Annotated in this window: 22 protein-coding genes and 2 tRNA genes; 17 read left to right on the plus strand and 7 right to left on the minus strand. The window is 64.2% G+C overall.

Going from position 1 to position 23,576, the window contains the following annotated elements:
* Window position 1: 1 nt before the first annotated feature.
* Together HFP57_RS16890 and HFP57_RS16895 are read right to left on the minus strand one after the other, a co-directional pair.
* Window positions 2-910 carry an alpha/beta fold hydrolase gene (locus HFP57_RS16890; protein WP_176870890.1) on the minus strand — a complete coding sequence of 303 codons (909 nt, stop codon included), beginning with the start codon at window positions 908-910 and terminating at the stop codon, window positions 2-4.
* A gap of 123 nt (window positions 911-1,033) precedes the next feature.
* Entirely contained in the window at window positions 1,034-1,651 is a 618-nt protein-coding gene (locus HFP57_RS16895; protein ID WP_176870891.1) for a DNA-3-methyladenine glycosylase family protein, read from the minus strand.
* 82 nt (window positions 1,652-1,733) lie between these two features.
* Between HFP57_RS16895 and HFP57_RS16900 the strand changes: the two genes are divergently transcribed.
* Window positions 1,734-2,051, plus strand: a complete 318-nt coding sequence (locus HFP57_RS16900; protein WP_176870892.1) for a 2Fe-2S iron-sulfur cluster-binding protein — start codon at window positions 1,734-1,736, stop codon at window positions 2,049-2,051.
* Between the two features lie 35 nt (window positions 2,052-2,086).
* Here the strand turns inward: HFP57_RS16900 and HFP57_RS16905 are convergent, their stop codons facing one another.
* Window positions 2,087-2,809, minus strand: a complete 723-nt coding sequence (locus HFP57_RS16905) for a hypothetical protein (protein ID WP_176870893.1) — start codon at window positions 2,807-2,809, stop codon at window positions 2,087-2,089.
* Complete coding sequence (locus tag HFP57_RS16910; protein WP_176870894.1) at window positions 2,809-3,558, minus strand: TrmH family RNA methyltransferase; 750 nt, start codon at window positions 3,556-3,558, stop codon at window positions 2,809-2,811. The genes HFP57_RS16905 and HFP57_RS16910 overlap by 1 nt, the downstream gene beginning before the upstream one ends.
* A 108-nt stretch (window positions 3,559-3,666) precedes the next feature.
* On the opposite strand from HFP57_RS16910, the gene HFP57_RS16915 reads away from it, so the two are divergent.
* Together HFP57_RS16915 and HFP57_RS16920 are read left to right on the plus strand one after the other, a co-directional pair.
* A tRNA-Tyr gene (locus tag HFP57_RS16915) sits at window positions 3,667-3,752 on the plus strand.
* A 73-nt stretch (window positions 3,753-3,825) separates the two neighbouring features.
* Entirely contained in the window at window positions 3,826-4,716 is an 891-nt protein-coding gene (locus HFP57_RS16920; RefSeq protein WP_176870895.1) for an alpha/beta fold hydrolase, read from the plus strand.
* Between the two features lie 21 nt (window positions 4,717-4,737).
* Here HFP57_RS16920 and HFP57_RS16925 read toward each other — a convergent pair whose 3' ends face one another.
* Complete coding sequence (locus HFP57_RS16925; RefSeq protein ID WP_176870896.1) at window positions 4,738-5,385, minus strand: TetR/AcrR family transcriptional regulator; 648 nt, start codon at window positions 5,383-5,385, stop codon at window positions 4,738-4,740.
* A 160-nt stretch (window positions 5,386-5,545) separates the two neighbouring features.
* Between HFP57_RS16925 and HFP57_RS16930 the strand changes: the two genes are divergently transcribed.
* The 5 genes from HFP57_RS16930 to HFP57_RS16950 all read left to right on the plus strand — a co-directional run bounded on the left by HFP57_RS16930 (window position 5,546) and on the right by HFP57_RS16950 (window position 10,102).
* Window positions 5,546-6,682 carry an ABC transporter permease gene (locus HFP57_RS16930; RefSeq protein ID WP_176870897.1) on the plus strand — a complete coding sequence of 379 codons (1,137 nt, stop codon included), beginning with the start codon at window positions 5,546-5,548 and terminating at the stop codon, window positions 6,680-6,682.
* Window positions 6,679-7,383 (plus strand): ABC transporter ATP-binding protein, encoded by a 705-nt coding sequence (locus HFP57_RS16935; RefSeq protein WP_176870898.1) that lies wholly within the window; start codon window positions 6,679-6,681, stop codon window positions 7,381-7,383. Before HFP57_RS16930 ends, HFP57_RS16935 begins: the two co-directional genes overlap by 4 nt.
* A 30-nt stretch (window positions 7,384-7,413) precedes the next feature.
* Window positions 7,414-8,394, plus strand: coding sequence for an efflux RND transporter periplasmic adaptor subunit (locus tag HFP57_RS16940; protein WP_176870899.1), 981 nt, complete (start codon window positions 7,414-7,416; stop codon window positions 8,392-8,394).
* Window positions 8,395-8,549: 155 nt separating this feature from the next.
* Window positions 8,550-10,007: an efflux transporter outer membrane subunit gene (locus tag HFP57_RS16945; RefSeq protein WP_246263217.1), complete on the plus strand. Its 1,458-nt coding sequence runs from the start codon at window positions 8,550-8,552 to the stop codon at window positions 10,005-10,007.
* A 21-nt stretch (window positions 10,008-10,028) separates the two neighbouring features.
* A tRNA-Gly gene (locus HFP57_RS16950) sits at window positions 10,029-10,102 on the plus strand.
* 107 nt (window positions 10,103-10,209) lie between these two features.
* Here the strand turns inward: HFP57_RS16950 and HFP57_RS16955 are convergent.
* Window positions 10,210-10,875: a hypothetical protein gene (locus HFP57_RS16955; protein WP_176870900.1), complete on the minus strand. Its 666-nt coding sequence runs from the start codon at window positions 10,873-10,875 to the stop codon at window positions 10,210-10,212.
* Between the two features lie 657 nt (window positions 10,876-11,532).
* Between HFP57_RS16955 and HFP57_RS16960 the strand changes: the two genes are divergently transcribed.
* The 5 genes from HFP57_RS16960 (at window position 11,533) to HFP57_RS16980 (ending at window position 19,346) form a co-directional block, all read left to right on the plus strand.
* Complete coding sequence (locus tag HFP57_RS16960) at window positions 11,533-12,711, plus strand: efflux RND transporter periplasmic adaptor subunit (protein ID WP_176870901.1); 1,179 nt, start codon at window positions 11,533-11,535, stop codon at window positions 12,709-12,711.
* On the plus strand, window positions 12,708-15,893 hold the full coding sequence (locus HFP57_RS16965) for an efflux RND transporter permease subunit (protein WP_176870902.1): 3,186 nt from the start codon (window positions 12,708-12,710) through the stop codon (window positions 15,891-15,893). Before HFP57_RS16960 ends, HFP57_RS16965 begins: the two co-directional genes overlap by 4 nt.
* A complete protein-coding gene (locus tag HFP57_RS16970) occupies window positions 15,890-17,332 on the plus strand; it encodes an efflux transporter outer membrane subunit (RefSeq protein ID WP_176870903.1) in 1,443 nt (480 codons plus the stop codon). Before HFP57_RS16965 ends, HFP57_RS16970 begins: the two co-directional genes overlap by 4 nt.
* Window positions 17,333-17,561: 229 nt before the next feature.
* Window positions 17,562-17,933: a hypothetical protein gene (locus tag HFP57_RS16975; RefSeq protein ID WP_176870904.1), complete on the plus strand. Its 372-nt coding sequence runs from the start codon at window positions 17,562-17,564 to the stop codon at window positions 17,931-17,933.
* Between the two features lie 84 nt (window positions 17,934-18,017).
* Window positions 18,018-19,346, plus strand: a complete 1,329-nt coding sequence (locus HFP57_RS16980) for a methyltransferase family protein (RefSeq protein ID WP_176870905.1) — start codon at window positions 18,018-18,020, stop codon at window positions 19,344-19,346.
* An 18-nt stretch (window positions 19,347-19,364) separates the two neighbouring features.
* Here HFP57_RS16980 and HFP57_RS16985 read toward each other — a convergent pair whose 3' ends face one another.
* Window positions 19,365-20,027: a winged helix-turn-helix transcriptional regulator gene (locus HFP57_RS16985; protein ID WP_176870906.1), complete on the minus strand. Its 663-nt coding sequence runs from the start codon at window positions 20,025-20,027 to the stop codon at window positions 19,365-19,367.
* Window positions 20,028-20,172: 145 nt separating this feature from the next.
* On the opposite strand from HFP57_RS16985, the gene HFP57_RS18185 reads away from it, so the two are divergent.
* The 4 genes from HFP57_RS18185 (at window position 20,173) to HFP57_RS17000 (ending at window position 23,491) form a co-directional block, all read left to right on the plus strand.
* The gene (locus tag HFP57_RS18185) at window positions 20,173-20,295 is read left to right on the plus strand and encodes a hypothetical protein (RefSeq protein ID WP_281363105.1); all 123 of its coding nucleotides are present in this window, start codon (window positions 20,173-20,175) and stop codon (window positions 20,293-20,295) included.
* Window positions 20,296-20,375: 80 nt separating this feature from the next.
* Window positions 20,376-21,767 carry an FAD-binding oxidoreductase gene (locus tag HFP57_RS16990; RefSeq protein WP_176870907.1) on the plus strand — a complete coding sequence of 464 codons (1,392 nt, stop codon included), beginning with the start codon at window positions 20,376-20,378 and terminating at the stop codon, window positions 21,765-21,767.
* Window positions 21,764-21,964, plus strand: coding sequence for a hypothetical protein (locus HFP57_RS16995; protein WP_176870908.1), 201 nt, complete (start codon window positions 21,764-21,766; stop codon window positions 21,962-21,964). Before HFP57_RS16990 ends, HFP57_RS16995 begins: the two co-directional genes overlap by 4 nt.
* A 180-nt stretch (window positions 21,965-22,144) precedes the next feature.
* A complete protein-coding gene (locus HFP57_RS17000) occupies window positions 22,145-23,491 on the plus strand; it encodes a hypothetical protein (protein ID WP_176870909.1) in 1,347 nt (448 codons plus the stop codon).
* Window positions 23,492-23,576: the final 85 nt, after the last annotated feature.

Raw genomic sequence — 23,576 nt, forward strand, 5'->3', positions numbered from 1 at the left:
ATCAGCCCGCGAGCAGCGCGCGCATCGCGGCGACCAGCGCCAGCGGCTGGTCGACCATCACATGGTGGCCGCTGTCGGGAATCGCGACGAAGGGAGTGCCGTCCGGCATCGTCTCGTGCAGATGGGCCATCGCCTCATCGTCCATAATCGCCGAGCGGTCGCCATAGATCACGGCAAGCGGGCAGTTGGCGGCGCTCGCCTTGCGCGCGGTCTCGATCCGCCGCGTGTTGCCGAAGCCGTTGGGATCGAAGCACCAGCTCCAGCGCCCCGGTTCGATCTCGACCATCGCATCGCGCGCGATCATGTCGGCGATATAATGATTGTCGCAGCTTTGCGGCGGCAGGAAGCGGAACCGCGCGAGCCCCTCTTCGATACTGCCGAAATAGCGGCGTTCGCGTTGCTGCCGTTCGTGATTGTCGGGCGAGTGGCGCATCTGGAGCGAGGAATCGATGATGAAGGCCCGGCCGACCCAGGCGTCGGGATCGGCCGCCGCCGTCGCCGTGGGCGCGCCGCCGAAGCTGTGACCGGCAACGATCGGCTTGCCCGTAGCGAAGAGGCTGGCCGCCTCGGCCACGGCTTTCATGTCGTCGGCATGTTCGAGGATCGCATAGGATTCGCGCCATGCCGATCCGCCCATGCCGGCCATCGACATCGCGACGACCCGATACTCGTCCGCAAAAAAGGGGGCGATATGCGCCCACCACAGGCCATGGGCGCCGCCGCCATGCAAAAGGAACAGACCCGGCCGGCCTTCCTGCCCCCAGGTGAAATATTCGATATCGCCGGCATCGCGCGGGAGCATGTGCCGTTCGGGCGCACGTTTCAGCGCCTCCTCGAACCAGTGCGGCGCCGGCGGTTTCGCGCCTTCATAGGGAGCGAGGATGGCGGCGGGGGCGGTGGAAAGGGTCATGCGACTAACGAGCATGGCCTTACGCTTACGTCAACTGCGAAAACGCGGATCGCTATTCCAGGACCGGATCGGACGGTTGGTTGCGGAAAGGAATTTCCCGCGGCGGCATCCGGCCGCCCGATCTCAGATCACTTCCGTATTGTAGGAGTGCCAGGCGAATATCGCAGCCGCGCCGCGATGCGGGCGCCACGGTTCGGCGGCGTCGCGGATATCCTGTTCCGACGGGCGGTCGGCCCAGCCCAGTACCTTGCCGATCTCGATCTGAACCGCGAGGTCGCCGGCCGGCCAGATGTCGGGCCGGCCTTCGGCGAAGAGCAGGTAAATCTCTGCGGACCAGCGGCCGATCCCCTTGATCGCCGTCAGCGCGGCGATGGCGTCTTCGTCGTCGTCGGGCAGCAACCCGAGATCGAGACCGCCGGTGGTGACGAGGTCGGCGAGGCTGCGGGCATAGGCCGTCTTCTGGTGACTGAACCCGGCGCCGCGCAGCGCCTCGTCGCTGGCCGCGAGCAGTTTTGCGGGATTCGCCGGATCGCCCAGCGCATCGGAGAGCTTGCGCCAGATGGCGTCGGCCGATGCGACGCTGACCTGCTGGCCGAGGATCGTGCGCAGCAAAGTCGCATAGCCCCGATCCCGAATGCGCGGCGGCGGATAGCCGATCGCATCGAGCCGTTCGCCGATGGCCGGTTCGATCTCGGCGAGCGCGTCTATCGATTTTCGCAGCTGCGCCGCGCCGATTCCCATTTATACAGCCCTTGATTTCAAATGCGGGCCATCACATAGCCCCGCCGCAGCCATTGTAGAACCTGTCTGAAGGAACCGGTCCATGCCCAAGCTCATCGTCGTCAATCGCGCTGGCGAAGAAACCACCGTCGAAGCGGATAACGGCCTTACCGTGATGGAAGTGATCCGGGACAATGGCTTCGACGAGCTCCTCGCGCTGTGCGGCGGCTGCTGTTCCTGCGCGACCTGCCACGTCCATGTCGATCCGAAATTTGCGGACAAACTGCCCGAGATGGACGAGGACGAGGACGATCTCCTCGAAAGCTCCGATCATCGCGACGAGAATTCGCGGCTGTCCTGCCAGATCCCGTTCGAGGATGAGCTGGACGGCCTCAAGGTCACGATCGCCCAGGAAGATTAGGGCGCAAGATTAGAGCGCAAGACTGAAGCGCAAGATCAGGCGCTTCCTCGGTCGAGCAGCAGCACCGCGGCCGGCCTTTCCTCGCGCTCCTCGGCCGAGGTCCAGGACAGCTCGGTTTCTCCGCTGTCCATTACAGACGCGCCGGTGGCGCTGTTCTCGCTGACGATGTCCGCGCCGGTCACCAGGGTGAAGCGGCCGCCGCCGCGCGATTCCGGCGTCGGCCCTTCGTCGTCATTGTCGCCCGGCGGTCCCATGAGCGCCGGCACTTCGATCCGCACCGTGCCGTCGTCGAGCGGACTTGCCACGAACATCGGCAGCAGCAGCAGGAAGTCCGGCAGGACGGGGAACAGGAAATCCCGGTCGAGGCGTCCGCTCACGGCATAATCGACCATGAACACGCCTTCGCCCTGATACTCGACCGAATTCCAGCCCCGGCGTTCCTCGAGCCGCGCCGCGAACGCCCGGAGCGAGTCCTCGTCGCGCGGATCGATGCCGCCCATCAGCGTCTGGTTCAGTTCGCGCATCGCGCTGTCCATCGACCGGCCGAAATCGTCCTGTCCTGCTTCGTCGCGCTCCTTGCCTGCGCTCTCGTCCTCGTCGTCATCGTCGGTCGGAACGATGATCGCTTCGCCCTGATAGCTGAAGGTGAAGGCGCCCGAAGGGTCGACCGTCATGCGCGCGTCGAACGCGCCCGGAGCGAGGAGGCACCCGGTGAGAAACAGCGGGGCGACGAGGAGGAAAAGACGGGCGAAGACCATTATCGGCTCTCCTGGCTGTTTTGCGCGGCATATAATGCGATCGCCGCGGCATTCGACACATTGAGGCTTTCGATCCGGTCGCTGATCGGCAGGCGAGCGAGGGCGTCGCAATGGCTCGCCACATTGGGCCGCAGCCCCGCGCCTTCCGCGCCCAGTATCAGGGCGATGCGCTTGCCGCCCAGCGCGTCCGCGAGATCCATGTCCGCTTCGCCCGCGAGCCCGATCCGCCAGAAGCCGGCCTCGGCGATCTGGTCGAGCGCGCGCGCCAGATTGACGACCCGGCACCAGGGCAGGATTTCGAGCGCGCCCGACGCCGCCTTGGCCAGCGCGCCGGATTCAGGGGGCGCATGCCGGTCCTGCGTCACCAGGCCGAGCGCATCGAAGGCGAGGGCGGAGCGCATGATCGCGCCGGCATTGTGCGGGTCGGTCACCTGGTCGAGAATGACGAGCGGCCGCCCGTCCCCGGCGCCCGCGAGCAGGTCTTCGATCGCGATATCCGCGAGCGGCTCGACCTCGATCACCAGCCCCTGATGCGGGGCGTCCTGCGGCACGAGCCGGCCGAGATCGGCGACCCCTGCCATTTCGACCTGGAGATCCGGCGGTACGTCGATGCCGGCAATGGCGTCATGCGTCGCCCATAATTTGCGGATCGTGCGCGCCGGATTTTCGAGCGCGGCGAGGACCGCATGCTGTCCCCAGAAGCGCGGTGCGCGGCTCTCGCGCTGTTTTGCCTTGCGTCGTTTCGCCATGGCTGCGTGCTTTCTATCAACCGGCGTTGACAGGCAAGCGGTGTTTCGCCATTGAGCCGCCCTTCGCCGCGCTTTGCTTGCATCGCAATCAGGCGCCGCGACCCCGATGGACGGGTGGCCGAGTGGTTAAAGGCAGCAGACTGTAAATCTGCCCGCGCAAGCGTACGCTGGTTCGAATCCAGCCCCGTCCACCACCTCCCCCAATTCGCTTGTTTGACGTGGCGCGTGCAATTGCCCACCTTACGTGTCCGTCAAGGGAGAGAATGGATGAAGGTATCGGCGAACGGGCTCGAGATAGAGATCGAGGATCACGGCAATCCGGACGATCCGCCCCTGCTGCTCATCATGGGATTTTCGGGCCAGCTCTCGCTCTGGCCCGACGCGTTCGTCGAAGAACTTGTGGAGCGCGGCTTCCGGGTGATCCGGTACGACAATCGGGACATCGGTCTCTCGCAGAAATTCGACGGCGTCAAAGCACCGCATCCGATCTGGCAGATGCTCGTCAAGCGGATCCTCAAAAACCGCCGGATGGCGCCCTATACGCTGGAAGACATGGCCGCCGACGCGGTCGGCGTGCTCGATGCGCTGAATATCGAAAAGGCGCATGTCCTCGGCGTGTCGATGGGCGGCATGATCTCGCAGATCGTCGCGGCCGATTATCCCGAGCGCGTCCTGTCGCTGATGCCCGTGATGACCTCGACCAACGCGCCCGGCCTGCCGGGACCCGACAAAGAGGTTCGCAAGATCCTGTTCCAGGCCGCGCGCAACCGGCCGGAAACCGAGGAGGAGGCGGTCGCCGCCGGCATGCGTTTCTTCACCGCGATCGGTTCTCCCGGCGGCGACGAGCGGCGCGCGGAGATCGAGGAACTCATCCGCAAGAATGTCGCGCGCAGCTTCTATCCCGAAGGCGCGTCGCGCCAGATGGCGGCGATCATCGATACCGGCAATCTGCGTCCCTGGGCGAGCCGCGTCCGCGCCGACACGATGGTCGTGCACGGCGTGGCGGACCCGCTGATCCTGCATCCCTGCGGCGCGGACGTCGCCGACCATATCGAAGGCGCGCGGTTCGAACTGATCGAGGGCATGGGGCACGACCTGCCGGAAGCCCTGCACGGCCGGCTGGCCGATCTCGTAGCGGGACATAGTCTGGGGCGATAGGGGCGGGGCGGAGCCGGTCCGTCAGCCGGCCCGATAGGCGCGCAGAAAGACATCGACACCATGCTTGACATGCCGCCGGATATGGGCCGGCTCGGGCGTCGTCGCGACGCCGAACCGGATCTCCATCTCGTTGAAGCCCTTCCATAGCGACAGCAGGTCTTCGGCGGCCTGCTGCGCATTGGCCAGATGGATGTCGCCGCGTTTGTGCGCGGCCTTCAATATCGCAGTCAGCTCGCTGCGCATCGTTCCCGGGCCGGCATCGAAGAAGCGTTTCGTCGCGTCCGGGTGCCGCTCCCTCTCGATGGCGAGCATCGAATCGAAATAGAAATGGCTCTCGTCGAGCAGGAAGCTCAGCAGCGTGAAGCCGAAATTGACGAGCTGCGCCTCCAAGGTCGGCGCATCGCGATTGGCCTCGCTGATCGTCTCGGTCATGTGCCGCGCCTGGCGGCGGACCAGCGCTTCGAGCAGGCCCGGCTTGTCGCCAAAGCGTTTGTAGATCGTCACCTTGGAAACGCCCGCATGTTCGGCGATCCGCTCGATCGAGGCGGCCGAATAGCCTTCGCCGAAAAAGGTCGCCCGCGCCGCATCGAGAATCGCCTCGGTCTTGCGTTCGTCGGTTGGCCTGCCGACGCGATGCGGGGCCGCTATATCGGTGTCATTCTGGACCATTATTCCCGGTCTCGCACGAGTCGCGACCCTTCGCCACCCTCATTCCAGTTGCACTATAATACTAAACGTTGACGTTCACAAATAACGCCGTCATAGATTCGAGCGACGGGTTGCGAGCGATTCGCAGTCTTTCACCGAGGCAGCACGGCAAGGGACGCTCATGGGCTGGATCGCTTTGAGAATGCTGACGGGAGACCGGGTCAAATTCATCGGCCTGCTCTTCGGCGTCGCCTTTTCGACCCTGCTGATCAGCCAGCAGCTGACGATCTTCGTCAACCTGATCATGCGCGGTGCCGTGGCCGTCGAAGAGGTTTCGACGGCCGATGTCTGGGTGATGGACCCTTCGAGCCGGACGGTGGACGTGTTTGCCCCCATGCCGTCCACCGCGCTCGAGCTGGTGCGGGGTGTCGACGGCGTGGCCTATGCGTCGCCGATGCTCCGTTCCAGCGCCGTCGTCCGCACGCCCGACGGCGATCTGGAGGGGGTCAACATCGTCGGCGTCGACGATTCCACGCTGATCGGACTGCCGCGCAATATGGCCGAGGGCGACCGGCGGGCGCTGGCCGAACCGGATTCGGTGTTCATCGACGATACCGGGTCGCGCAAACTTTTCGATCCGGACGACCAGATCGTCGGCACCCGGCTCGAACTCAACGACCAGCGCGCGGTCATCCGCGGGATCGCCGACGCGGTGCCGACCTTCACCTCGCAGGTCATCCTCTACACGCGATACTCCAACGCGCTGCGCTATGCGCCGGGCACGCGCAACCGGCTGTCCTTCGTCCTCGTCCGCTCCGACGACGATCATACGCCGGAAGAGCTGGTCGCCGCGATCGAGAGCGAGACCGGGCTCAAGGCCCGCACGGCGGAGGATTTCGCCAGCGACGGCCTGTGGTTCATCATCGAGAATACCGGCATCCCGGTGAATTTCGGGATCACGGTGGTGCTGGGCTTCATCGTCGGGGTGGCTATCGTCGGGCTGACCTTCAGCCTGTTCATCCGCGATAACATCAAACAATTCGGCGCGCTGAAAGCGATCGGCGTCACCAATAGGAAGATCCGTGGCATGGTGGCGCTGCAAGCCGGGTTTGTCGGGCTGGTCGGCTATGGCATCGGGATTTTCGTCGCCGAGATATTCTTCGTGTCTACCTCCGGCATCGATACGTTCAAGGGCTTCTACATGCCCTGGCAGATCCCGCTGATGACCGCGATCGTGACGCTCGTGATGATCATGCTCACCGGCTTTCTCGCGCTGCGCAACGTGCTCAAGACCGAGCCGGCGGAGGTTTTCCGATGAGCATCGGGATCGCGGTCGAGAATATCGTCAAGGAATTCCCGATCGGCAGCAGCGATACGATCCGCGTCCTGCACGGCATCGATCTGGAGATCAAAACCGGCGAGCTCACCTATCTGATCGGCGAGTCTGGCTCGGGGAAGACGACGCTGATCTCGATCGTCGCGGGAATCCTCTATCCGACCCAAGGCAGCGTGAGCGTCTTCGGAACCGATATCTACGATCTCACCGATACCGAGCTGGTGAACTTCCGGCTCGCCAATATCGGCTTCATCTTCCAGCAATATAATCTGCTGCCGACCCTGACCGCGGCGGAGAATGCGGCGGTGCCGCTGTTCGCGAGCGGCACGGCGCGGGACGAGGGTGTCGATCGCGGTTACGAGATTCTCGACGCGCTCAACATCCGCGACCAGGCCGAAAAACTCCCGCGCCAGCTTTCGGGTGGCCAGCAGCAGCGCGTCGCGATCGCCCGCGCGCTGATCCACGAGCCGCGCCTCGTCGTCTGCGACGAGCCGACCGCCGCGCTCGACGCCGGCTCGGGCCGCCGGGTCATGGACCTGCTGCGCGAGGTTGCGCTGGCGCCCGACCGCGCGGTGATCATCGTTACCCATGACAATCGCGTCTTCGATCTTGCCGACCGCATCATCGAGATCGAGGACGGCCGCATCACCCATGACGGGAAGGAGCTGCCCGATGGCCATTAGTCTTTCGCACCAGACCGGAGCGCCGGCATCATGAGAAATCTCAGCTTCTCCCGCCAGATACTGCCCATCCTCGCGATTGTAGGGATCGTCGTCGCCGCGATCCTGATTATCGCCAATCTTCCCGACCGGACGATGACCGAACCGATGATCGAGCCGCCCCGCTCGCCCGGCGCGCAGAGCGAGACCGGATCGGTCGCCGGCACCGGCGTCGTCGAGCCTTCGAGCGAGGAGATCGAGATCGGCAGTCATGTCTCGGGCGTGGTCGACCGCGTTTATGTCGCGGCCGGCGATCTCGTGACCCAGGGCCAGCCGCTGTTCCGCATCGATACGCGCGATATCGCCGCCCAGGTCAACGAGGCGCGCGCCCGCGTCGCGCGGCTGCGGCAGAGCATCGCCTCGGCCCAGACCTCGCTGCGCGTCGCGGACGAACAGCTGGCTCTCTATGCCGGGGTCGAGGATCAGCGGGCGATATCGGAGCAGGAAGTGATCGAGCGGCGCGGCGTGCGCGATACGGCGCGCGCCCAGCTCGCCGTGACGCGCGCCCAGTATCAGGAAGCCCAGGCCGCGCTCGCCAGCGCGCGAACCCAGCTCGAACGCCATACGGTGCGCGCGCCGCAGACCGCCACCGTGCTGCAGCTCAACGTCCGGACCGGCGAGTTCGCCAATGCGGGCCCGGGGATGGGCGGCAACAGCGAGCCCCTGATCGTGATGGGCGTCACCGAGCCGCTCTATGTGCGCGTCAGCATCGACGAGAACGAGATCGAGCGGCTCGATATCGGCGCGCCCGCCATCGTCTCCGCGCGCGGCGATGCGGCGCGGCAGGTCGAGGCGCGCTATGTCCGCACCGAACCGCTCGTCGTGCCGAAGACCTCGCTGACCAATGCCGCGACCGAACTGGTCGACGTCCGCGTGCTCGAAATGCTCTACGCGCTGCCCGGCGAGGGGCATTCGATGTTCGTCGGCCAGCAGGTCGACGCCTTCGTGCCCGCGCAAGGGGATGAGGAAGAATGATGAGATTTTGGCGATCCATCAATGAGCCCTCCCCCTTGATGGGGGAGGGTTGGGTGGGGGTGAGTTCTCGGCAAGCGATATCGCAAGCGGAAAACTCACCCCACCCCCGACCCCTCCCCATCGAGGGGAGGCGCATTGTATCCCGCCATGCAAGATTGGCTGTCGTCGCAGCCTTGACGATCCCGCTGGCCGCCTGCGCGACCTATCAGGGCGCCCGCGCGCCGTCCGAGGTCGAGATTCCGGATCGTTTCGCGCTCGTCGCCGGCGCGGTCGATGCGGAGCTGCCGACCGAAACCCTGCTGCCGTTCGAGGACGCCGCCTATGGCGCGCTGCTGAACGATGCGTTGACCGGCGCGCCGGATCTGCAGGCGGCGCTGGCGCGGATCGACGCCGCCCGTGCCGGCGCGCGCGGGGCCGGAGCGGCGCGGCTGCCCAATGCGACGGCTGGCGGTTCGGTAACCCGCGAGCGGACCAGCGCGGCGACCTTCGGCGGGCTCCCCGCCAATATCCCCTTCGATACGGACCGGACGATCTACAGCGCGTCGGTCGACGCGAGCTGGGATCTCGACATTTTCGGCCGGCTGCGGGCGTCGGAACGCGCGGCGCTGGCCCGGCTCGATGCCGCCCGCGCCGATGCCGCGGCCGTCCGCATCGCGCTTGCCGCCGATATCGCGCGGGCTGTCATCGCCTATCGCGCGGCCGAGGCGCGGCTGGCGGTCATCGAAGGCGACCTGGCCGAAGCGCGGGATCTTGTCCGCCTGACCGATGTCCGGTCGCGGGCGGGGATCGCGCCCGGGTTCGATCTGGTGCGCGCCCGGTCGCTCGAGGCCGACGCCCTGGCGCGGCGGGGCCCGGTCGAGACGGACCGCGTATCGGCGCTGGCGACCCTGGCGACCTTGACCGCGCAACCCGTGCCGGCGGTTCTGGAAGCGCTCGACGCCGCGCCGGACGATCGGACCGCGCTGGCGGTCGAGATCGGGCTTCCGGGTCTCGCCGTGCCCTCTATCCTGCTGCGGCAGCGCCCGGACGTCGTCGCCGCGGAAAACCGGCTCGCGGCCGCCGATGCCGAGATCGCCGCCGCCGCGGCCGCCCAGTTTCCGAGCTTTTCGATCAGCGGCGTTCTCGGGCTGATATCGCTCGCCTTTGGCGACCTGTTCACCGACGACGCGGTTGTCGCCTCGCTGGGCGCGTCGGTATCGGGCCCGCTGCTCGATTTCGGGCGGACGGCGGCCGAGATCGACCAGCGCGAGGCCGAAGCGGCCGAGGCGTTCGCCGATTATCGCCGCCAGGTCTTCGTCGCGCTCGGCGATGTCGAGCGCTCGCTCGGCTCGATCGCGGCGGCGGACGACCGCGCCGAGGCGCTGGGACGCCAGCTCGTGTTCGACAACGACAATGTCGGCCTGGCCGCGATCCGCTACCGCCGGGGCCTTGCCGATTTCCTGACCGTGATCGACGCCCAGCGCGCCGCCAATACGACACGCAGCGCCGAAATCCTCGCCCGCGCCGACCGGGCGCTGCAGCGGGTCGCCCTGTTCCGGGCGATCGGCGATGCGGAGGCGTTGCCTGATCGTGTATTTGGGCCCGATATTGCATATGGCGCGCCAAGCGACTAACTCCCGCGTCGCGCCTGGCGAGCGGGTATAGCTCAATGGTAGAGCACTAGCCTTCCAAGCTTGTGATGCGGGTTCGATTCCCGCTACCCGCTCCAAGCCTTTCCCAGAAAACCGCCAATGTCGATGGCATACCAAATTGCGATTTGGCACACTTTAGAGACAAATCGAATGGCACGGTGTGCCAACTATCGAGCTGAGTGATCTATTCTGGCGCCGATTCAACTTGTGTGGAATTCGGTGATTCTGACCGCATTTCGTAAACCGGCGGAGGTGATGCCGGGGATTGGCCGTCGACGGTAGTCTCTGCCGCAGGATTGAGTGGTGCTTCTGTCTCAAGATTCGCTTCGGTAATCTCTTGGTGCGGTGAAGCGGCATCGGCCGGGGTTTTGGCAGCGGAGATCAGCGTAAGACTGCTCCCGATCGCAAACATTATGGCGGACAGGTAGATCCAAACGTCATTGCTGCGGCTCTTTTTGGGAGTAAGGAGGTCGTTGGCAGCAGTTTCCAGTTCACTCAAGATTTGTTTTTCGATTGTCGACGACAGGTCTTTTAGGCCCCGATCCGACAATTGCTCTTGCAGGCGTCCGCGGATTTCGAGTGACAGCATTCGAGTATACCAATCCTCGTCATCAGCAAACCGGAGAGCTGCTAGCCTTCCTGCAGTCAACGCAAACAGTATCCCAAGGATAAAGGATGTAGCCGCGGCGAAAGCCCATTGGCTTGATACTTCAAGCCCGGCGAGGATTGCCGCTGCGCCTCCGTTTACCGCTAGAAGCGAAGCCATGATCCAATGATCGAATACTCGCCGGTGCTGTGCTGCTTCGGACTTGCTTGCCCGAGTTTCAGAGGATGAATCTTCGTCTGCCAATTCCGGTCTCGAATGATCTACGTTCCGCTTCGGTGATGATGGGATATACTAGCAGTAGTTTTTGGCACGATTCCAACTGAGAGGGAATTCGATAGTCTGAGCGTTCGACTGTTCTCTAAACTCAACAATTGTGTTGATGGAACTAGGTGTGCCGTTCCACGCCAATTTGGCACACCGCGCCAGCGTGTAAGCCGCAGAAAACTGGGATCGGTCTATACCTACCCGCTCCAGGCCTTTTTCGAAATTTCCTGCTGTAACCCGCCGATCCCGATACGATCCGCTTGGGGCTGAATGCCAGTTCGCGTGCCGGACGCTCGAAGGCCGCCCGGCAGGCATTGTCGCAGCGATCGACGAGGTGGGCGATGTTCGTAGGCACCGAATGGATATCCGACGTGCAGCCGCGCTGCGGTCGGCCCGGTAGAAACGGTCTATGGTGTCATCCCGCAATCGATAGAAAGAGCCGACTGGCGATGTCCGTCACGGGTGAAAATGGCGGATATTCATCGCATTACGGCTTGCCAACGCAACCGAAAAACTCGACACAAAACAAGACGATTCGTTTTTCCTTCTCCTGTTGCGTCGGCCTTTTTTGATGGCTGAGACAGGAAAAGCGCTTGTTTCCGGAGACCTTCCGGCGCGCCGAATGAAGGGGAACTGATGTTGAGGATCGTCCTTGTCTGCCTGGCTTTTCTGGCCGGGTGCAGCGGATCGGAACAGGCCCAGCAGACCGCGCCGCAGGTCACCGTACAAACGCCGGAAATTCGCTCGATCGTCGACTGGGATGAATATACGGGCCAGTTCGAGGCCGTGGAATCGGTCGAAGTCCGCGCGCGCGTCTCGGGCTATCTGCAGCGCATCTATTTCCGCGAGGGTTCCATCGTCCGGCGCGGCGCGCTGCTCGTGCGGATCGATCCGCGGCCGTTCGAAGCGGCGCTCGCCGAAGCGCGCGCCGCGCTCGAAGGAGCGCTGACCCGGCGCGATCTCGCGGTTGCGGATTTGGGGCGGGCCGAGTTGCTGCTCAGCGAACAGGCGATCAGCCAGGAAGAATATGATGCGCGCGTCCAGGCGCGGCGCGAAACCCAGACGGGTGTTGCGGCGGCGCGCGCGGCCGTCCGCCAGGCGCAGCTCGAGCTCGGTTTCACGCAGGTCCGTGCGCCGGTCACGGGCCGGGTCGGCGCCCGCGAGATTACGGTGGGCAATCTGGTGTCGGGCGGCGGGCCGACCTCGACCCTGCTGACGACGATCTACTCGGTCGACCCGATCTACTTCACCTTCACGGCGAACGAAGCGGCCTATCTCAACTATTACCGCCAGAACAGGGAAGGATCGCGTCCCTCTTCGCGCGACGTCGCCAACCCGGTCCGGCTGCGGCTGCAGGACGAAGAGGCCTTCGTGCATGAGGGGCGGATGACATTTGTCGACAATCGCGTCGACCCCGATACCGGCACGGTGGAAGGCCGGGCGATCTTCGAGAATGACGACGGCCTGTTCATTCCGGGCATGTTCGGGCGGCTGCAATTGCTTGGATCGAGCGAATATGAAGCGCTGCTCGTTCCGGACGCGGCGATCCTGTCCGACCAGTCGAACAAGATCGTCATGACCGTCAACGAGGAGAATATCGTCGAGCCCCGTCAGGTCGAACTGGGATCGCTGCAGGAGGGCAACATGCGGGTGATCCGCACCGGGCTGGAGCGGTCCGACAGGGTGGTCGTCGGCGGACTGATGCGCGCACGGCCGGGCAATCCCGTAACGCCGGTGGCAGCCGAAGAGCCGGCCGCCGGCGAAGCGGCCGGGCGGAGCCGGAACGCGTCCGACGATCCGGCCGACGCCTCGTGAAATTCCCGCATTTTTTCATTGAACGCCCGATCTTTGCCGCCGTTCTGTCGATCCTGATCGTGCTCGTCGGCGCGATCAGCTATATCAATCTGCCGGTTGCCCAATATCCCGAAATCGCGCCGCCGACGATCACCATCAGCGCGACCTATCCCGGCGCCGGCGCCGAGGTCGTGGCCGACACGGTCGCGACGCCGATCGAGCAGGAGCTGAACGGCGTCGAGAACATGCTCTACATGTCGAGCCAGGCGACCGATGACGGCCGGCTGACGATCACCGCGACCTTCGCGCTCGGCACCGATCTCGACGAGGCCCAGGTGCTCGTCCAGAACAGGGTCAGCATCGCCGAACCCCGTTTGCCCGAGGAAGTGCGCCGTCTTGGCGTTATCACGCAGAAAAGCTCCCCCGATCTTCTCACCGTCATCCATCTCTATTCGCCGGACAACAGCCGGGACCAGCTTTACATCTCCAACTATGCGCTGCTGCAGATCCGCGACACGCTGGCGCGGCTCGACGGCGTCGGATCGATCACCATCTTCGGCGCGCGCGAATATTCGATGCGGATCTGGCTGGATCCGGATCGCATGGCCGGGCTGCGGCTTACCGCCAACGACGTGGTCGCCGCGCTCCGCGCCGAAAATGTCCAGGTCGCGTCGGGCATATTGGGGCAGCCCCCGGTCGTTACCGAGGCGGCGAACCAGATCGCCGTACGCACCATGGGCCGGCTTCAGGAACCCGGCGATTTCGAAAATATCGTCGTCAAGACCGATCCCGACGGCAGTATCACCCGGGTCCGCGATATCGCCCGGGTCGAGCTCGGTGCGCAGGATTATTCGACCAATGCCTATCTCGACGACAATCCCGCGGTGGCGATCGCGATCTTCCAGCGCCCGGGTTCGAACGCGCTCGATACGGCCGCCGGCATCGAGCACACGATCGAGGAGCTGGGCGAGGATTTTCCGGAAGGGCTCGCCTACCAGATCATCTACAACCCGACCGAGTTCATCGCGGAGTCGGTGAACGAGGTCTATGTGACGATCTTCGAGGCCGTGATCCTCGTGACGATCGTCGTCTTCATATTCCTCCAGAGCTGGCGCGCGGCGATCATCCCGATCGTGGCGATCCCGGTTTCGCTGATCGGCACGTTCGCGGTGATGGGTGCGTTCGGTTTCTCGCTCAACAATCTGACGCTGTTCGGGCTGGTGCTGGCGATCGGCATCGTCGTCGACGATGCGATTGTCGTCGTGGAGAATGTCGAGCGCGAGTTGCGCGACGGCAAGAGCCCGAAAGAGGCGGCGCATACGACGATGGACGAGGTGGGCGGCGCGCTGATCGCGATCGCGCTCGTCCTCTCGGCCGTCTTCATTCCCACCGCGTTCATCAGCGGCATTTCGGGGCAGTTCTACCAGCAGTTCGCGCTGACCATCGCGACGGCGACGATCATCTCGGCCTTCAATTCGCTCACGCTCTCGCCGGCGCTGGCGGCGATCCTCCTCGAACCGGAGCCCGAAACGCCGCCCGAACCGCGCAATCGGTTCGCGGCGCGGCTTAACCGGTTCTTCGCCTGGTTCAACCGCAGCTTCGACAGGGTCAGCGATCGCTATGGCAGCATCACCGCCAAGCTGATCCGCATGACCGGCGCGGTGCTGATCGTCTATGTGCTGCTGATCGCCGCCACGGGTTGGCGGTTCACCGCCACGCCGACCGGCTTCATCCCCGAACAGGATCAGGGCTATCTGATCGTGGCGATCCAGTTGCCGCCCGGCAGCTCGCTGTCGCGCACCGATGCGGTGCTCCAGGAAGCGACGGACATCATCCTCGACACGCCGGGCTTCGCCAATACGGCAGGCTTTGCCGGTTTCAACGGCGCCACCTTCACCAACGCGCCGAATGCCGCGGCGATCTTTTCGGTCATGGAGGAATTCAGCGAACGGGATGGCGCGCCGGTGCTGCTGAACGAGTTGAACCAGCGGCTCCAGGCCATAGACGAGGCGTTCATCATCGTGATCGCGCCGCCGTCCGTGCGCGGCATCGGCAATGCCGGCGGATTTCGCATGATGGTGCAGGATCGCGCCGGGCGCGGCAGCGATGAGCTCAATGCGGCAACCCAGCAGATCGTGGCGGCCGCCAATGCCGATCCGCGTCTCGTCAACGTCTTCACCTCCTACGAGACGGCGACGCCGCAACTCTATCTCGATATCGACCGGGTCAAGGCGCAGCAATTGGGCGTGCCGATATCCGACGTCTTCAGTACGCTGGAGGTCTTTCTCGGCTCGGCCTTCGTCAACGATTTCAATTATCTGGGGCGGACATACAGGGTCAGCGCACAGGCCGACGCGCCGTTCCGGATGGAGCGCAGCGATATCTCCCGCCTGCGCGCGCGCAATGCCTATACCGGAGAGATGGTGCCGATCGGCAGCGTCGTAACGTTCCGCGATATCACCGGGCCATCGCGCCAGCCGCGCTACAATCTGTACGGCGCCGCGGAGATCGACGGAGCGGCGGCGCCGGGCGTCAGCTCGGGCGAGGCCATAGCCGCGATGGGAGAAATCGCCGAGAGCAGTTTGCCGGCCGGCTTCGATTTCGAATGGACGGGTCTTGCCTATCAGGAGGTCAATGCCGGATCGACCGCCGTGCTGGTCTTCGTGCTGGCGGTCGTCTTCGTCTTCCTCCTGCTCGCCGCGCAATATGAGAGCTGGCTGTTGCCGCTGGCGATCATCCTGATCGTGCCGATGTGCCTGCTCTCGGCGATCCTCGGCATCGCGCTGCGCGGGATGGACAACAATATCCTGACCCAGGTCGGGCTTGTCGTCCTTGTCGGGCTAGCGTCTAAAAACGCGATCCTGATCGTCGAATTCGCCCGCCAACGCGAACAGGCGGGGCTCGACCGGTTCGAGGCGGCGGTCGCGGCCGCGAAACTCCGGCTCCGCCCGATCCTGATGACGAGCTTCGCCTTCATTCTCGGCGTCGTGCCGCTGGTGATCGCGAGCGGCGCGGGTTTCGAGATGCGCCAGGCGCTGGGCACGGCCGTCTTTTTCGGGATGCTCGGCGTCACGATATTCGGGCTGTTCCTGACCCCGGCCTTTTACGTCATGTGCCGCAGCCTCGCCCGGCGCGACAAGACGGATTCGAAGACGACCGGCGAGGGTCCGACGGACGATATCGTGCCGGAGCCGGCGGAATGATGCGGTTCGCCGTCCCACTCCTTGTGATCGGGTTGGCAACCGGTTGCGCCGTGGGCCCGGATTATGGCGGCCCGCCCGCCGTCGAAAGCGTCGGCACGACCGCTTTCGACCGCGCGGCCATGGCACCGGTTGCCACCGCCCAGCCGGTCGCCGAATGGTGGAGGCAGCTCGACGATCCGCTGCTCGACGACCTGATCGACCGCGCCTTCGACCATAATCGCGATATCGCGGCCGCACGGGCCAATCTCCGCGCATCGAGGGCCGTTCTGCGCGGACGCGGCTGGGACTATTTCCCGACGGGCGGCGTCGATGGTTCATATGCGCGCCAACGGTTCTCCGAGGAGGCGCAACAGGGCGGATTGCCGGCCGGCGTCGACATCCCCGATCGCGATTTTTACGATGTCGGTTTCGATGCGATCTGGGAGATCGACATATTCGGCCGGATCGGGCGCGCCAACGAGGCCGCGCGCGCCGATGCCGAAGCGGTCGGCGCGACGCGCGACGACCTTCTCGTGTCCGTCGCCGCCGAAGTCGCCACCGCCTATGTCGACCTCCGGGGCGCGCAGCAGCGCCTTGCCGTCGCCGAACGCAACGCCTCCAACCAGGAAGACAGCTACGCGCTGACGCAAATTCTGCTGCGCGGCGGGCGCGGCACGCGGCTCGATACCGAGCGGGCGCGCGCGCAGCTCGAAACCACGCGCGCATCCATTCCTCCGTTGCGCGCCCAGATCGATGCGCTGATCCATCGGCTGGGCGTACTCACCGGCAATGGCCCGACCGGCCTCAGGGACGCATTGATCGACCTGCGGCCCTTGCCCGAACTGCCGCGCATGGTGTCGATCGGCGATCCGTCCGGACTGTTCCGCCGCCGCCCCGATATCCGCCGGGCCGAACGCGAACTCGCCGCCGCGACGGCGCGCATCGGGGTTGCGGCGGCGGATTTCTTCCCGACCGTCAGCATCGTCGGGGATGCGGGCTTCCAGTCGACGGCCATCGGCAATCTTCTCCAGGGATCGGCATTGGCATTTACCTTCGGTCCGCAGCTGATCTGGAATCTGCTGGATTTCGGCCGGATCGACGCCGCCGTCGATGCCGAAGGCGCGCGCGCCGAAGCCGCTGCGGCGCGCTACGAACAGACGGTGCTGCTTGCCTTCGAGGAGACCGAAAACGCGCTGACCCGATACGGCAACGAACTGCAGCGGCGCGACAGGCTGGGCCAGGCGCAGCGATCGGCGCGCGAGGCGGCCCGGCTCGCCCGCCTGCGCTTCGACAACGGGGTCGACGACTTCCTGACCGTGCTCGATGCCGAGCGCGTGACGCTGGAAAATGAGGACCGCCACGTCGTCAGCGAGATCGAGGTCGCCCGTCAGCTCATCGCGATCTACAAGGCGCTTGGAGGCGGTTGGCAGACTGTCGAGGAACAGGCGCGGCCGGACTGATCGCGCGACCGGAGGCGGGACCTCGGCTCCGGGTAACGGGCCGATCGGAGCGGATGCCCGGCTTTTGCGCGCCCGGAAACGTCTCCCGCGTTAACCGAATGGAAACCATGGCAGGTCAGGATGGCGGAAACGGCCGGTGGGTCCGGCCGCGCTATTGCCCGGGGGCTGCCATGGACACGGAAAGACTGCCGCACGCAATTGGCCGGTCGCTCGGGGAAGGGGCCGGCCCATGCTGATCACGAAACCGCCCGAATTTCCCGGCGAACTGCTGCGCACGGTCGACGTGCTGGCCGAGCCGTGCCTCATCGTCACCGGCGAGGGATCGCTGCTCTTCGCCAACGAGGCGGCCCGCGATCGCTGGGATCTCGATACCGGCTCCTCGCTGGCGGGGATCGATATCGACGATGCGCTGATGGGCCATATAGAACGCTCGGCGCGCGCCGATACATCCGTCTCCGCCCGCCTTTCGCTGGCGCCCGGCAATGCGGCGCAGGGCGATGTCCGGTGCCATGGCAACCTTATCCGGCTGGCCGCCGCGCCCGCGGACCGCTGGGTGCTGCTGCGCTTTGCAGAGCTTGCGGGCCAGCCTCCGGCCCACTGACCGGATGAATGCGGCGATGAAGGCGGGGCCCGACCGCCCGCATCTTCATCTTTAAATTACCATTTTTCCCTAGATTTGCGCCGCATGAACGCCCATCGCGACATCGAGCGCCCCGCCTCGGCGGCCGGCGCGGATCCGCGGCCGCCTTCGGCCGTGTCCAGCGGCGTGGGTTTCGTCGGCCTGACCGGCCTGTTCGCGGCGATTATCGTAGGCCGGATGACGGGCGCCAACGGTCCGATCGCCTCGATGCTCGCGGTCGTAGCCTGCGGTCTTCCGATGATCCTCTGGACGATCTTCGTCGACAAGGCGTGGAAGAACGAGACGACGGGGCTCGACTGGAACCGCCCGCTGGCGCCGCATGACGAGACCCGCGATATCAGCATCGCCAAGCTCGCAGGCCTCTGGGCCACCTGGGGCATCATCGCCGCGCTCTACTGTATCTGCCGCTGGTACTGGGACGGGCAATATCTGTTCGCGATGCGGATGCTGGCCTGGTCCGCGCCGGTGCTCTTCGTCGTCTCTGTGCCCTATATTTTCTGGATCGACCGGCGGCTCGCCGAGCCCAGGGACGGCGCCTATATGTTCGGCGCCTGGCTGATCGGCGAAGGCGTCGAGATCGACCGGGAAAAGCTGATCGAGCATTTCCGCAGCTGGGCCGTCAAAGGCTTTTTCACCGCCTTCATGATCTCGATCGTGCCGGGCAACTGGTTCGAGGTGCTGCGCTGGTCGGCCGACGAGATCGTCTCCGACCCGGTCGCGCTCAGCCGCTTCCTGATCGCGCTGCTGTTCCTCGTGGACGTCGCCTTCGCGACGGTCGGCTATATCCTGACGCTCCGCCCGCTCGACGCGCATATCCGCTCGGCCAATCCCCATACGCAGGGCTGGGTCGCCGCGCTGATCTGCTATCCGCCCTTCATCCTGATGAACCCGGGCGGGCCGCTCGACTATCACCAGAATGTCGGCGACTGGACCTACTGGCTGGACGGCTGGCCGGTCGCGCTGGCGATCATGGGCGCGATCCTCGTGGTGCTGACCGCGATCTACAGCTGGGCGACGGTCGCCTTCGGCCTGCGCTTCTCCAACCTCACCCATCGCGGCATCCTGACCCACGGGCCCTATCGCTGGACCCGCCATCCCGCCTATGTCGCGAAAAACGCCTTCTGGTGGCTGGCGACGATGCCGTTCATCGCAACGAGCGGCAGTCCGGTCGACATGATCCGCAACACCGCGCTCCTCGCGCTGGTCAGCGGCGTCTATTACTGGCGCGCCAAGACCGAGGAAAAGCATCTGATGGCCGACCCGGCGTATCGGGAGTATTTCGACTGGATGGAGCGCAACGCGCCGGTGCCGCGCTTCTTCGCCTGGGTGACGGGGCGCAAGGGCAGGCCGGGCGAGATAGTCCCGGCGGAGTAGCCCTCGCGCCGGGCGAAGTCACATGTCGAACGTGGTGGAGACCAGCCATTTGTCGACATTGCGGGTCAGCGCCTGCTCTCCGACGATACTGAGCTCTTCCTTTCGGATCGCGTCGCGATAGGTGCGGTGGCCGAGCCAGACATCCGCCATCGTCTTTACCGTCGATGAAAAATAGACATCGACATCCTGGCCGGGATCCTTCTGGCAAACATCGACCCGCTCATCATCGACGATCAGCCACCATCGGTTGAGCGTCTTGAGATCCGAAAAATCGAACTGGAGCACGGTCTGCGGACCGGGAAGCATGTCGCGCGCCACGCTGCGCTCGAGATAGAGCATCAGCAGCGATATGTCGTAATCCTCTTCGACCAGATTGTCCTTCGCCCAGCGCATGCCCCATTCGCCGAGCGACACGATGATCGGCTTCAATTCGTTGCAGGCCGGGGTCGGGAAATATTCATAGCCGCGGCGCCCTGAAATCTTGCGCCGGACGATCATCCCGTTTTCGGCCAGCTCCTTGAGCCGTTCGGTCAGGACGGCGGTCGAAATCGTGCCGAGGCCGCGCTGCAGCTCGCTGAAACGCGTACCGCCCATCAATATCTCGCGGACGACCAGCAGCGTCCAACGGTTACCGAGTATCTCGACCGCCTTGGCGATCGGACAGAATTGGCTGTATTTCATGGCGTCCCTCACTTCGCCGAAACAGAACTGCGAAAAAAGAAGCGGGATAGTTCGGATTCCGAAGCGCTTTGCTTCGGGCCGCGAAGCATCCTTCGCCGATCGCACTCCCTATTGATCGATGCCGTCATCAGGAAGGACATCGACTATGATCGACTTTACCACATTTTCGGCGCGCGAAGCATTGCCGCCCGCATTGTGCGGGCTCGAAGCGAATTCCGGCTTTGTTTCCAATGCCTACCGGATTTTCGCCCGGCGAACGGACCGCTGATGACGGACCGAACCGGCGCAACGACACACACGCTGCCGGCTCATCGGACAAGCCTCAAACATCCAGGGAAAGCACCAATCATGACCATAGCAAACCAAACCGATATCGACGCCTGCGTGTCAGGCGAGATCATGACCCCGGCCGATCCGGGGTATGACGAAGCGCGCGCGCTCTACAACGCCATGATCGACAAGCGGCCGCGCTGGATCGTGCGCTGCAGCAGCGCCGAAGAGATCGCTTCGGCGATCGCCTTTGCGCGCGACAACGATGTCCTGCTCGCGATCCGGGGCGGCGGCCATAACGGGCCGGGCCTTGGCAGCTGCGACGACGGGCTCGTCATCGACCTCTCGGCCATGAAGGCGATCGAGATCGATACCGAGGCGCGCACCGTGCGCGTCGAGCCCGGCTGCACCCAGGGCGAGGTCGACGCCGCGGCGAGCGAGTATGGCTTGGCCGTCCCGGCCGGGATCGTGTCGAGCACCGGCATCGCCGGGCTGACCCTTGGCGGCGGCCATGGCTATCTGTCGCGCCAATATGGGCTGACGATCGACAATCTCGTCGAGGCCGAACTCGTGCTTGCCGATGGCCGCGCCGTCACCGCCAGCGAGCGCGAGAATGCCGACCTGTTCTGGGCGATCCGCGGCGGCGGCGGCAATTTCGGGGTCGTCACGAGCTTCCTGTTCCAAGCCCATCCGGTGGCCGACATCTATGGCGGGCCGATCTTCTGGGACATTTCCCATACGGCCGAGATCATGGCCTGGTACCGCGATTTCCTGCCCAGGGCGCCGCGCGAGCTGTGCAGCTTTTTCGGGATCAAGACGGTGCCGGCGACGGCGCCGTTCCCCGAGGAAATCTGGGGCCGCCGGGTCTGCGCGCTGATCAACTGTTTCGACGGGAGCGAGGAAGAGGGTGTCGAGGCGATGCGCCCGATCCGCGAGGAACTGCCTGAAGCGCTCTGGGATCCGGTGCACATGATGCCGTTCACCGCGCTCCAGACGCTGTTCGATCCGCTGCTGCCCAAGGGCCTGCAATGGTATTGGAAGGGCGATTTCGTCGAGGAACTGACCGACGAGGCGATCGCCGCGCATGTCGCGTTCGGATCGAATACGCCGACGCCGCTGTCGCTGATGCACCTCTATCCGATCGACGGCGCGGTGCAGGATGTCGACGCCGAGGCCACCGCCTGGGGCGCCCGCAAGGCCGGGTGGTCGATGGTGATCGCGGGCATCGACCCCGACCCGGCAAAGGCCGGCGAACTGAAGAGCTGGGCGAGCGACTATTGGGCCGCGGTCCATGCGCAGAACCGGCATGGCGGCGCCTATGTCAACTTCATGATGGACGATGAAGGAGCGGACCGTGTGCGCGCCGCCTATGGGCCCAATTACGACCGGCTCGTCGCGGTGAAGCGCCAATACGATCCCGCCAACCTGTTTCGCGTCAACCAGAATATCAATCCGGAGGAAAAGCAATGAACACCATAGCAACACGCCGATATGCCGCGCGCGCGGCCGAAGCCGATAAACGCCATGCGGCAGTCGGGAGGGACAGAAGCACGATCTCGATCATCCTGTCGCTGGTGCTCTCGGTAAGCCTGAGCGGAACGCTTATCTACGAAGTGACCCGGGTTCCCGCCGATAGCGCCGAGACCCCCGTCGACCGGCTTGTCTGAGCTCCATCAACCGCTCTCGCTCCCTTTCCTCTAATGAGGAAGGGGGGCTTTTTCTTTGCGGGTCACGAGGACCGGCGTGCTGCCATGGTGTCGGTGAAACAAATATCCGTTTCGGACCTACTCCTTGCGGACATTCCCAATGCTAAGTTAGATTTCGTCCCTAAAAAAGGGGAGGGCCAAATGTCTGGAAAACCGGATTTCATTCAGAGAGGCGAAGTAGCGCGTCTTTTTCCGATACTATCCGAACGAAGCAAGGAAGCACGGGCGCTGTCCCCTTTTCTTGCAACTCTCACGGTCGTTCGCGACTATGCAGCGGCAGTGCTTGGGAGCATTGGCGTTCGCATCGGACCACGGGCACAAATCAAATGCTATACCGAAGTCGAGTTTCGGCGCGATAGGCTGCAAGAAAACCTTGGTCGGCCAGATGGACTGATCGTGGTCGACACCGGGCGCAGTCGCTGGACAGCGCTTGTCGAAGCCAAGGTGGGGACTAACGAGTTAGCGGCCGAGCAACTCGAACGCTATCTGACACTTGCGCGCGAAAACGGAATAGATGCGGTAGTGACCGTTTCCAACCAGTTCTCCGCAATCCCGCATCACCACCCAGTTCCTGTATCGGGACAGAAAACGCGGACGGTAGATCTGTTTCATTTTTCTTGGATGCATCTTCTGACCGAAGCCGAGCTGCTACTGATGAATGCTGACGTCGAAGATGATGAGCAAGGGTTCCTGCTCAATGAGTTCAAGCGCTTCATTGCGCATGAAAGCACCGGGGTACGGGGTTTCGATCAGATGCCGAGCGGTTGGCGCAGGCTGGTTCAAACGGCAAAGGGTGACGGGCACCTTGACCGGAAAGCGGCGTCCGAAGTTGCCGAGGCTTGGCAACAGGAATGCCGGGATTTGGCCCTGATACTAAGCCGCCAGTTGGGAAGCAGCGTATCGCAGAATCTGAGCCGCAAGCATATGGCGGACCCGCAATTGCGGTTGCGTGACGATCTGGCCGAACTGAAGGAACGATACGCACTCGGTGTTTCGCTGAACGTGCCCGATACGCCCTCAAGCCTCGATATCTCCGTCAATCTGTCGCGCAGCACCATTGTACTTTCCACTTGGCTACGTGCGCCGGGTGATCGAAAGACAAACAAGGCGCGGCTGAACTGGCTATTGCGTCAACTTTCCGACAAGACGCAGAACCATATTCATATTCGCGCCCATTGGCCGGGACGATCCCTGCCGACCGAAGCAAAGCTTTCCAAACTTCTGGAGGATCAGACTTGGTTGTTTGACGGCAAGGATGGGATGCAGGTCGTTTCTTTTGACATTTACCAATGCATCGATCTCGGTGGGCGATTTGCGCAGCCGCGCACGTTTGTCAGCGAACTCGAAAAAGCCGTGCCCCAATTCTACAAGATGGTAATCGAGAATTTGACAGAGTGGCAGCCGCAGCCGCCAAAGTTGAGCGACGACAGGGCAAATCCGGAGGCAGTTACGCCGGATCGGTTGACCGAAGGGGATGATGAAAGTTAGCTCAAGAATAGCTTTCCTCCATCGAACCCCGCTTTTCCTGTCCTACGCCCTGTCTTGCATGCTACTATAACGCCAGCGGCCCGGC

This window comes from Parasphingopyxis algicola (genome assembly GCF_013378075.1).
Taxonomy (GTDB): Bacteria; Pseudomonadota; Alphaproteobacteria; order Sphingomonadales; family Sphingomonadaceae; genus Parasphingopyxis; species Parasphingopyxis algicola.

What these genes read in the sequence shown, in the direction of transcription:
- HFP57_RS16890 (WP_176870890.1), bottom strand. Translation starts at nt 910, where the DNA reads ATGACCCTTTCCACCGCCCCCGCCGCCATCCTCGCTCCCTATGAAGGC.
- HFP57_RS16895 (WP_176870891.1), bottom strand. Translation starts at nt 1,651, where the DNA reads ATGGGAATCGGCGCGGCGCAGCTGCGAAAATCGATAGACGCGCTCGCC.
- HFP57_RS16900 (WP_176870892.1), top strand. Translation starts at nt 1,734, where the DNA reads ATGCCCAAGCTCATCGTCGTCAATCGCGCTGGCGAAGAAACCACCGTC.
- HFP57_RS16905 (WP_176870893.1), bottom strand. Translation starts at nt 2,809, where the DNA reads ATGGTCTTCGCCCGTCTTTTCCTCCTCGTCGCCCCGCTGTTTCTCACC.
- HFP57_RS16910 (WP_176870894.1), bottom strand. Translation starts at nt 3,558, where the DNA reads ATGGCGAAACGACGCAAGGCAAAACAGCGCGAGAGCCGCGCACCGCGC.
- HFP57_RS16920 (WP_176870895.1), top strand. Translation starts at nt 3,826, where the DNA reads ATGAAGGTATCGGCGAACGGGCTCGAGATAGAGATCGAGGATCACGGC.
- HFP57_RS16925 (WP_176870896.1), bottom strand. Translation starts at nt 5,385, where the DNA reads ATGGTCCAGAATGACACCGATATAGCGGCCCCGCATCGCGTCGGCAGG.
- HFP57_RS16930 (WP_176870897.1), top strand. Translation starts at nt 5,546, where the DNA reads ATGGGCTGGATCGCTTTGAGAATGCTGACGGGAGACCGGGTCAAATTC.
- HFP57_RS16935 (WP_176870898.1), top strand. Translation starts at nt 6,679, where the DNA reads ATGAGCATCGGGATCGCGGTCGAGAATATCGTCAAGGAATTCCCGATC.
- HFP57_RS16940 (WP_176870899.1), top strand. Translation starts at nt 7,414, where the DNA reads ATGAGAAATCTCAGCTTCTCCCGCCAGATACTGCCCATCCTCGCGATT.
- HFP57_RS16960 (WP_176870901.1), top strand. Translation starts at nt 11,533, where the DNA reads ATGTTGAGGATCGTCCTTGTCTGCCTGGCTTTTCTGGCCGGGTGCAGC.
- HFP57_RS16970 (WP_176870903.1), top strand. Translation starts at nt 15,890, where the DNA reads ATGATGCGGTTCGCCGTCCCACTCCTTGTGATCGGGTTGGCAACCGGT.
- HFP57_RS16975 (WP_176870904.1), top strand. Translation starts at nt 17,562, where the DNA reads ATGCTGATCACGAAACCGCCCGAATTTCCCGGCGAACTGCTGCGCACG.
- HFP57_RS16980 (WP_176870905.1), top strand. Translation starts at nt 18,018, where the DNA reads ATGAACGCCCATCGCGACATCGAGCGCCCCGCCTCGGCGGCCGGCGCG.
- HFP57_RS16985 (WP_176870906.1), bottom strand. Translation starts at nt 20,027, where the DNA reads ATGAAATACAGCCAATTCTGTCCGATCGCCAAGGCGGTCGAGATACTC.
- HFP57_RS18185 (WP_281363105.1), top strand. Translation starts at nt 20,173, where the DNA reads ATGATCGACTTTACCACATTTTCGGCGCGCGAAGCATTGCCGCCCGCA.
- HFP57_RS16990 (WP_176870907.1), top strand. Translation starts at nt 20,376, where the DNA reads ATGACCATAGCAAACCAAACCGATATCGACGCCTGCGTGTCAGGCGAG.
- HFP57_RS16995 (WP_176870908.1), top strand. Translation starts at nt 21,764, where the DNA reads ATGAACACCATAGCAACACGCCGATATGCCGCGCGCGCGGCCGAAGCC.
- HFP57_RS17000 (WP_176870909.1), top strand. Translation starts at nt 22,145, where the DNA reads ATGTCTGGAAAACCGGATTTCATTCAGAGAGGCGAAGTAGCGCGTCTT.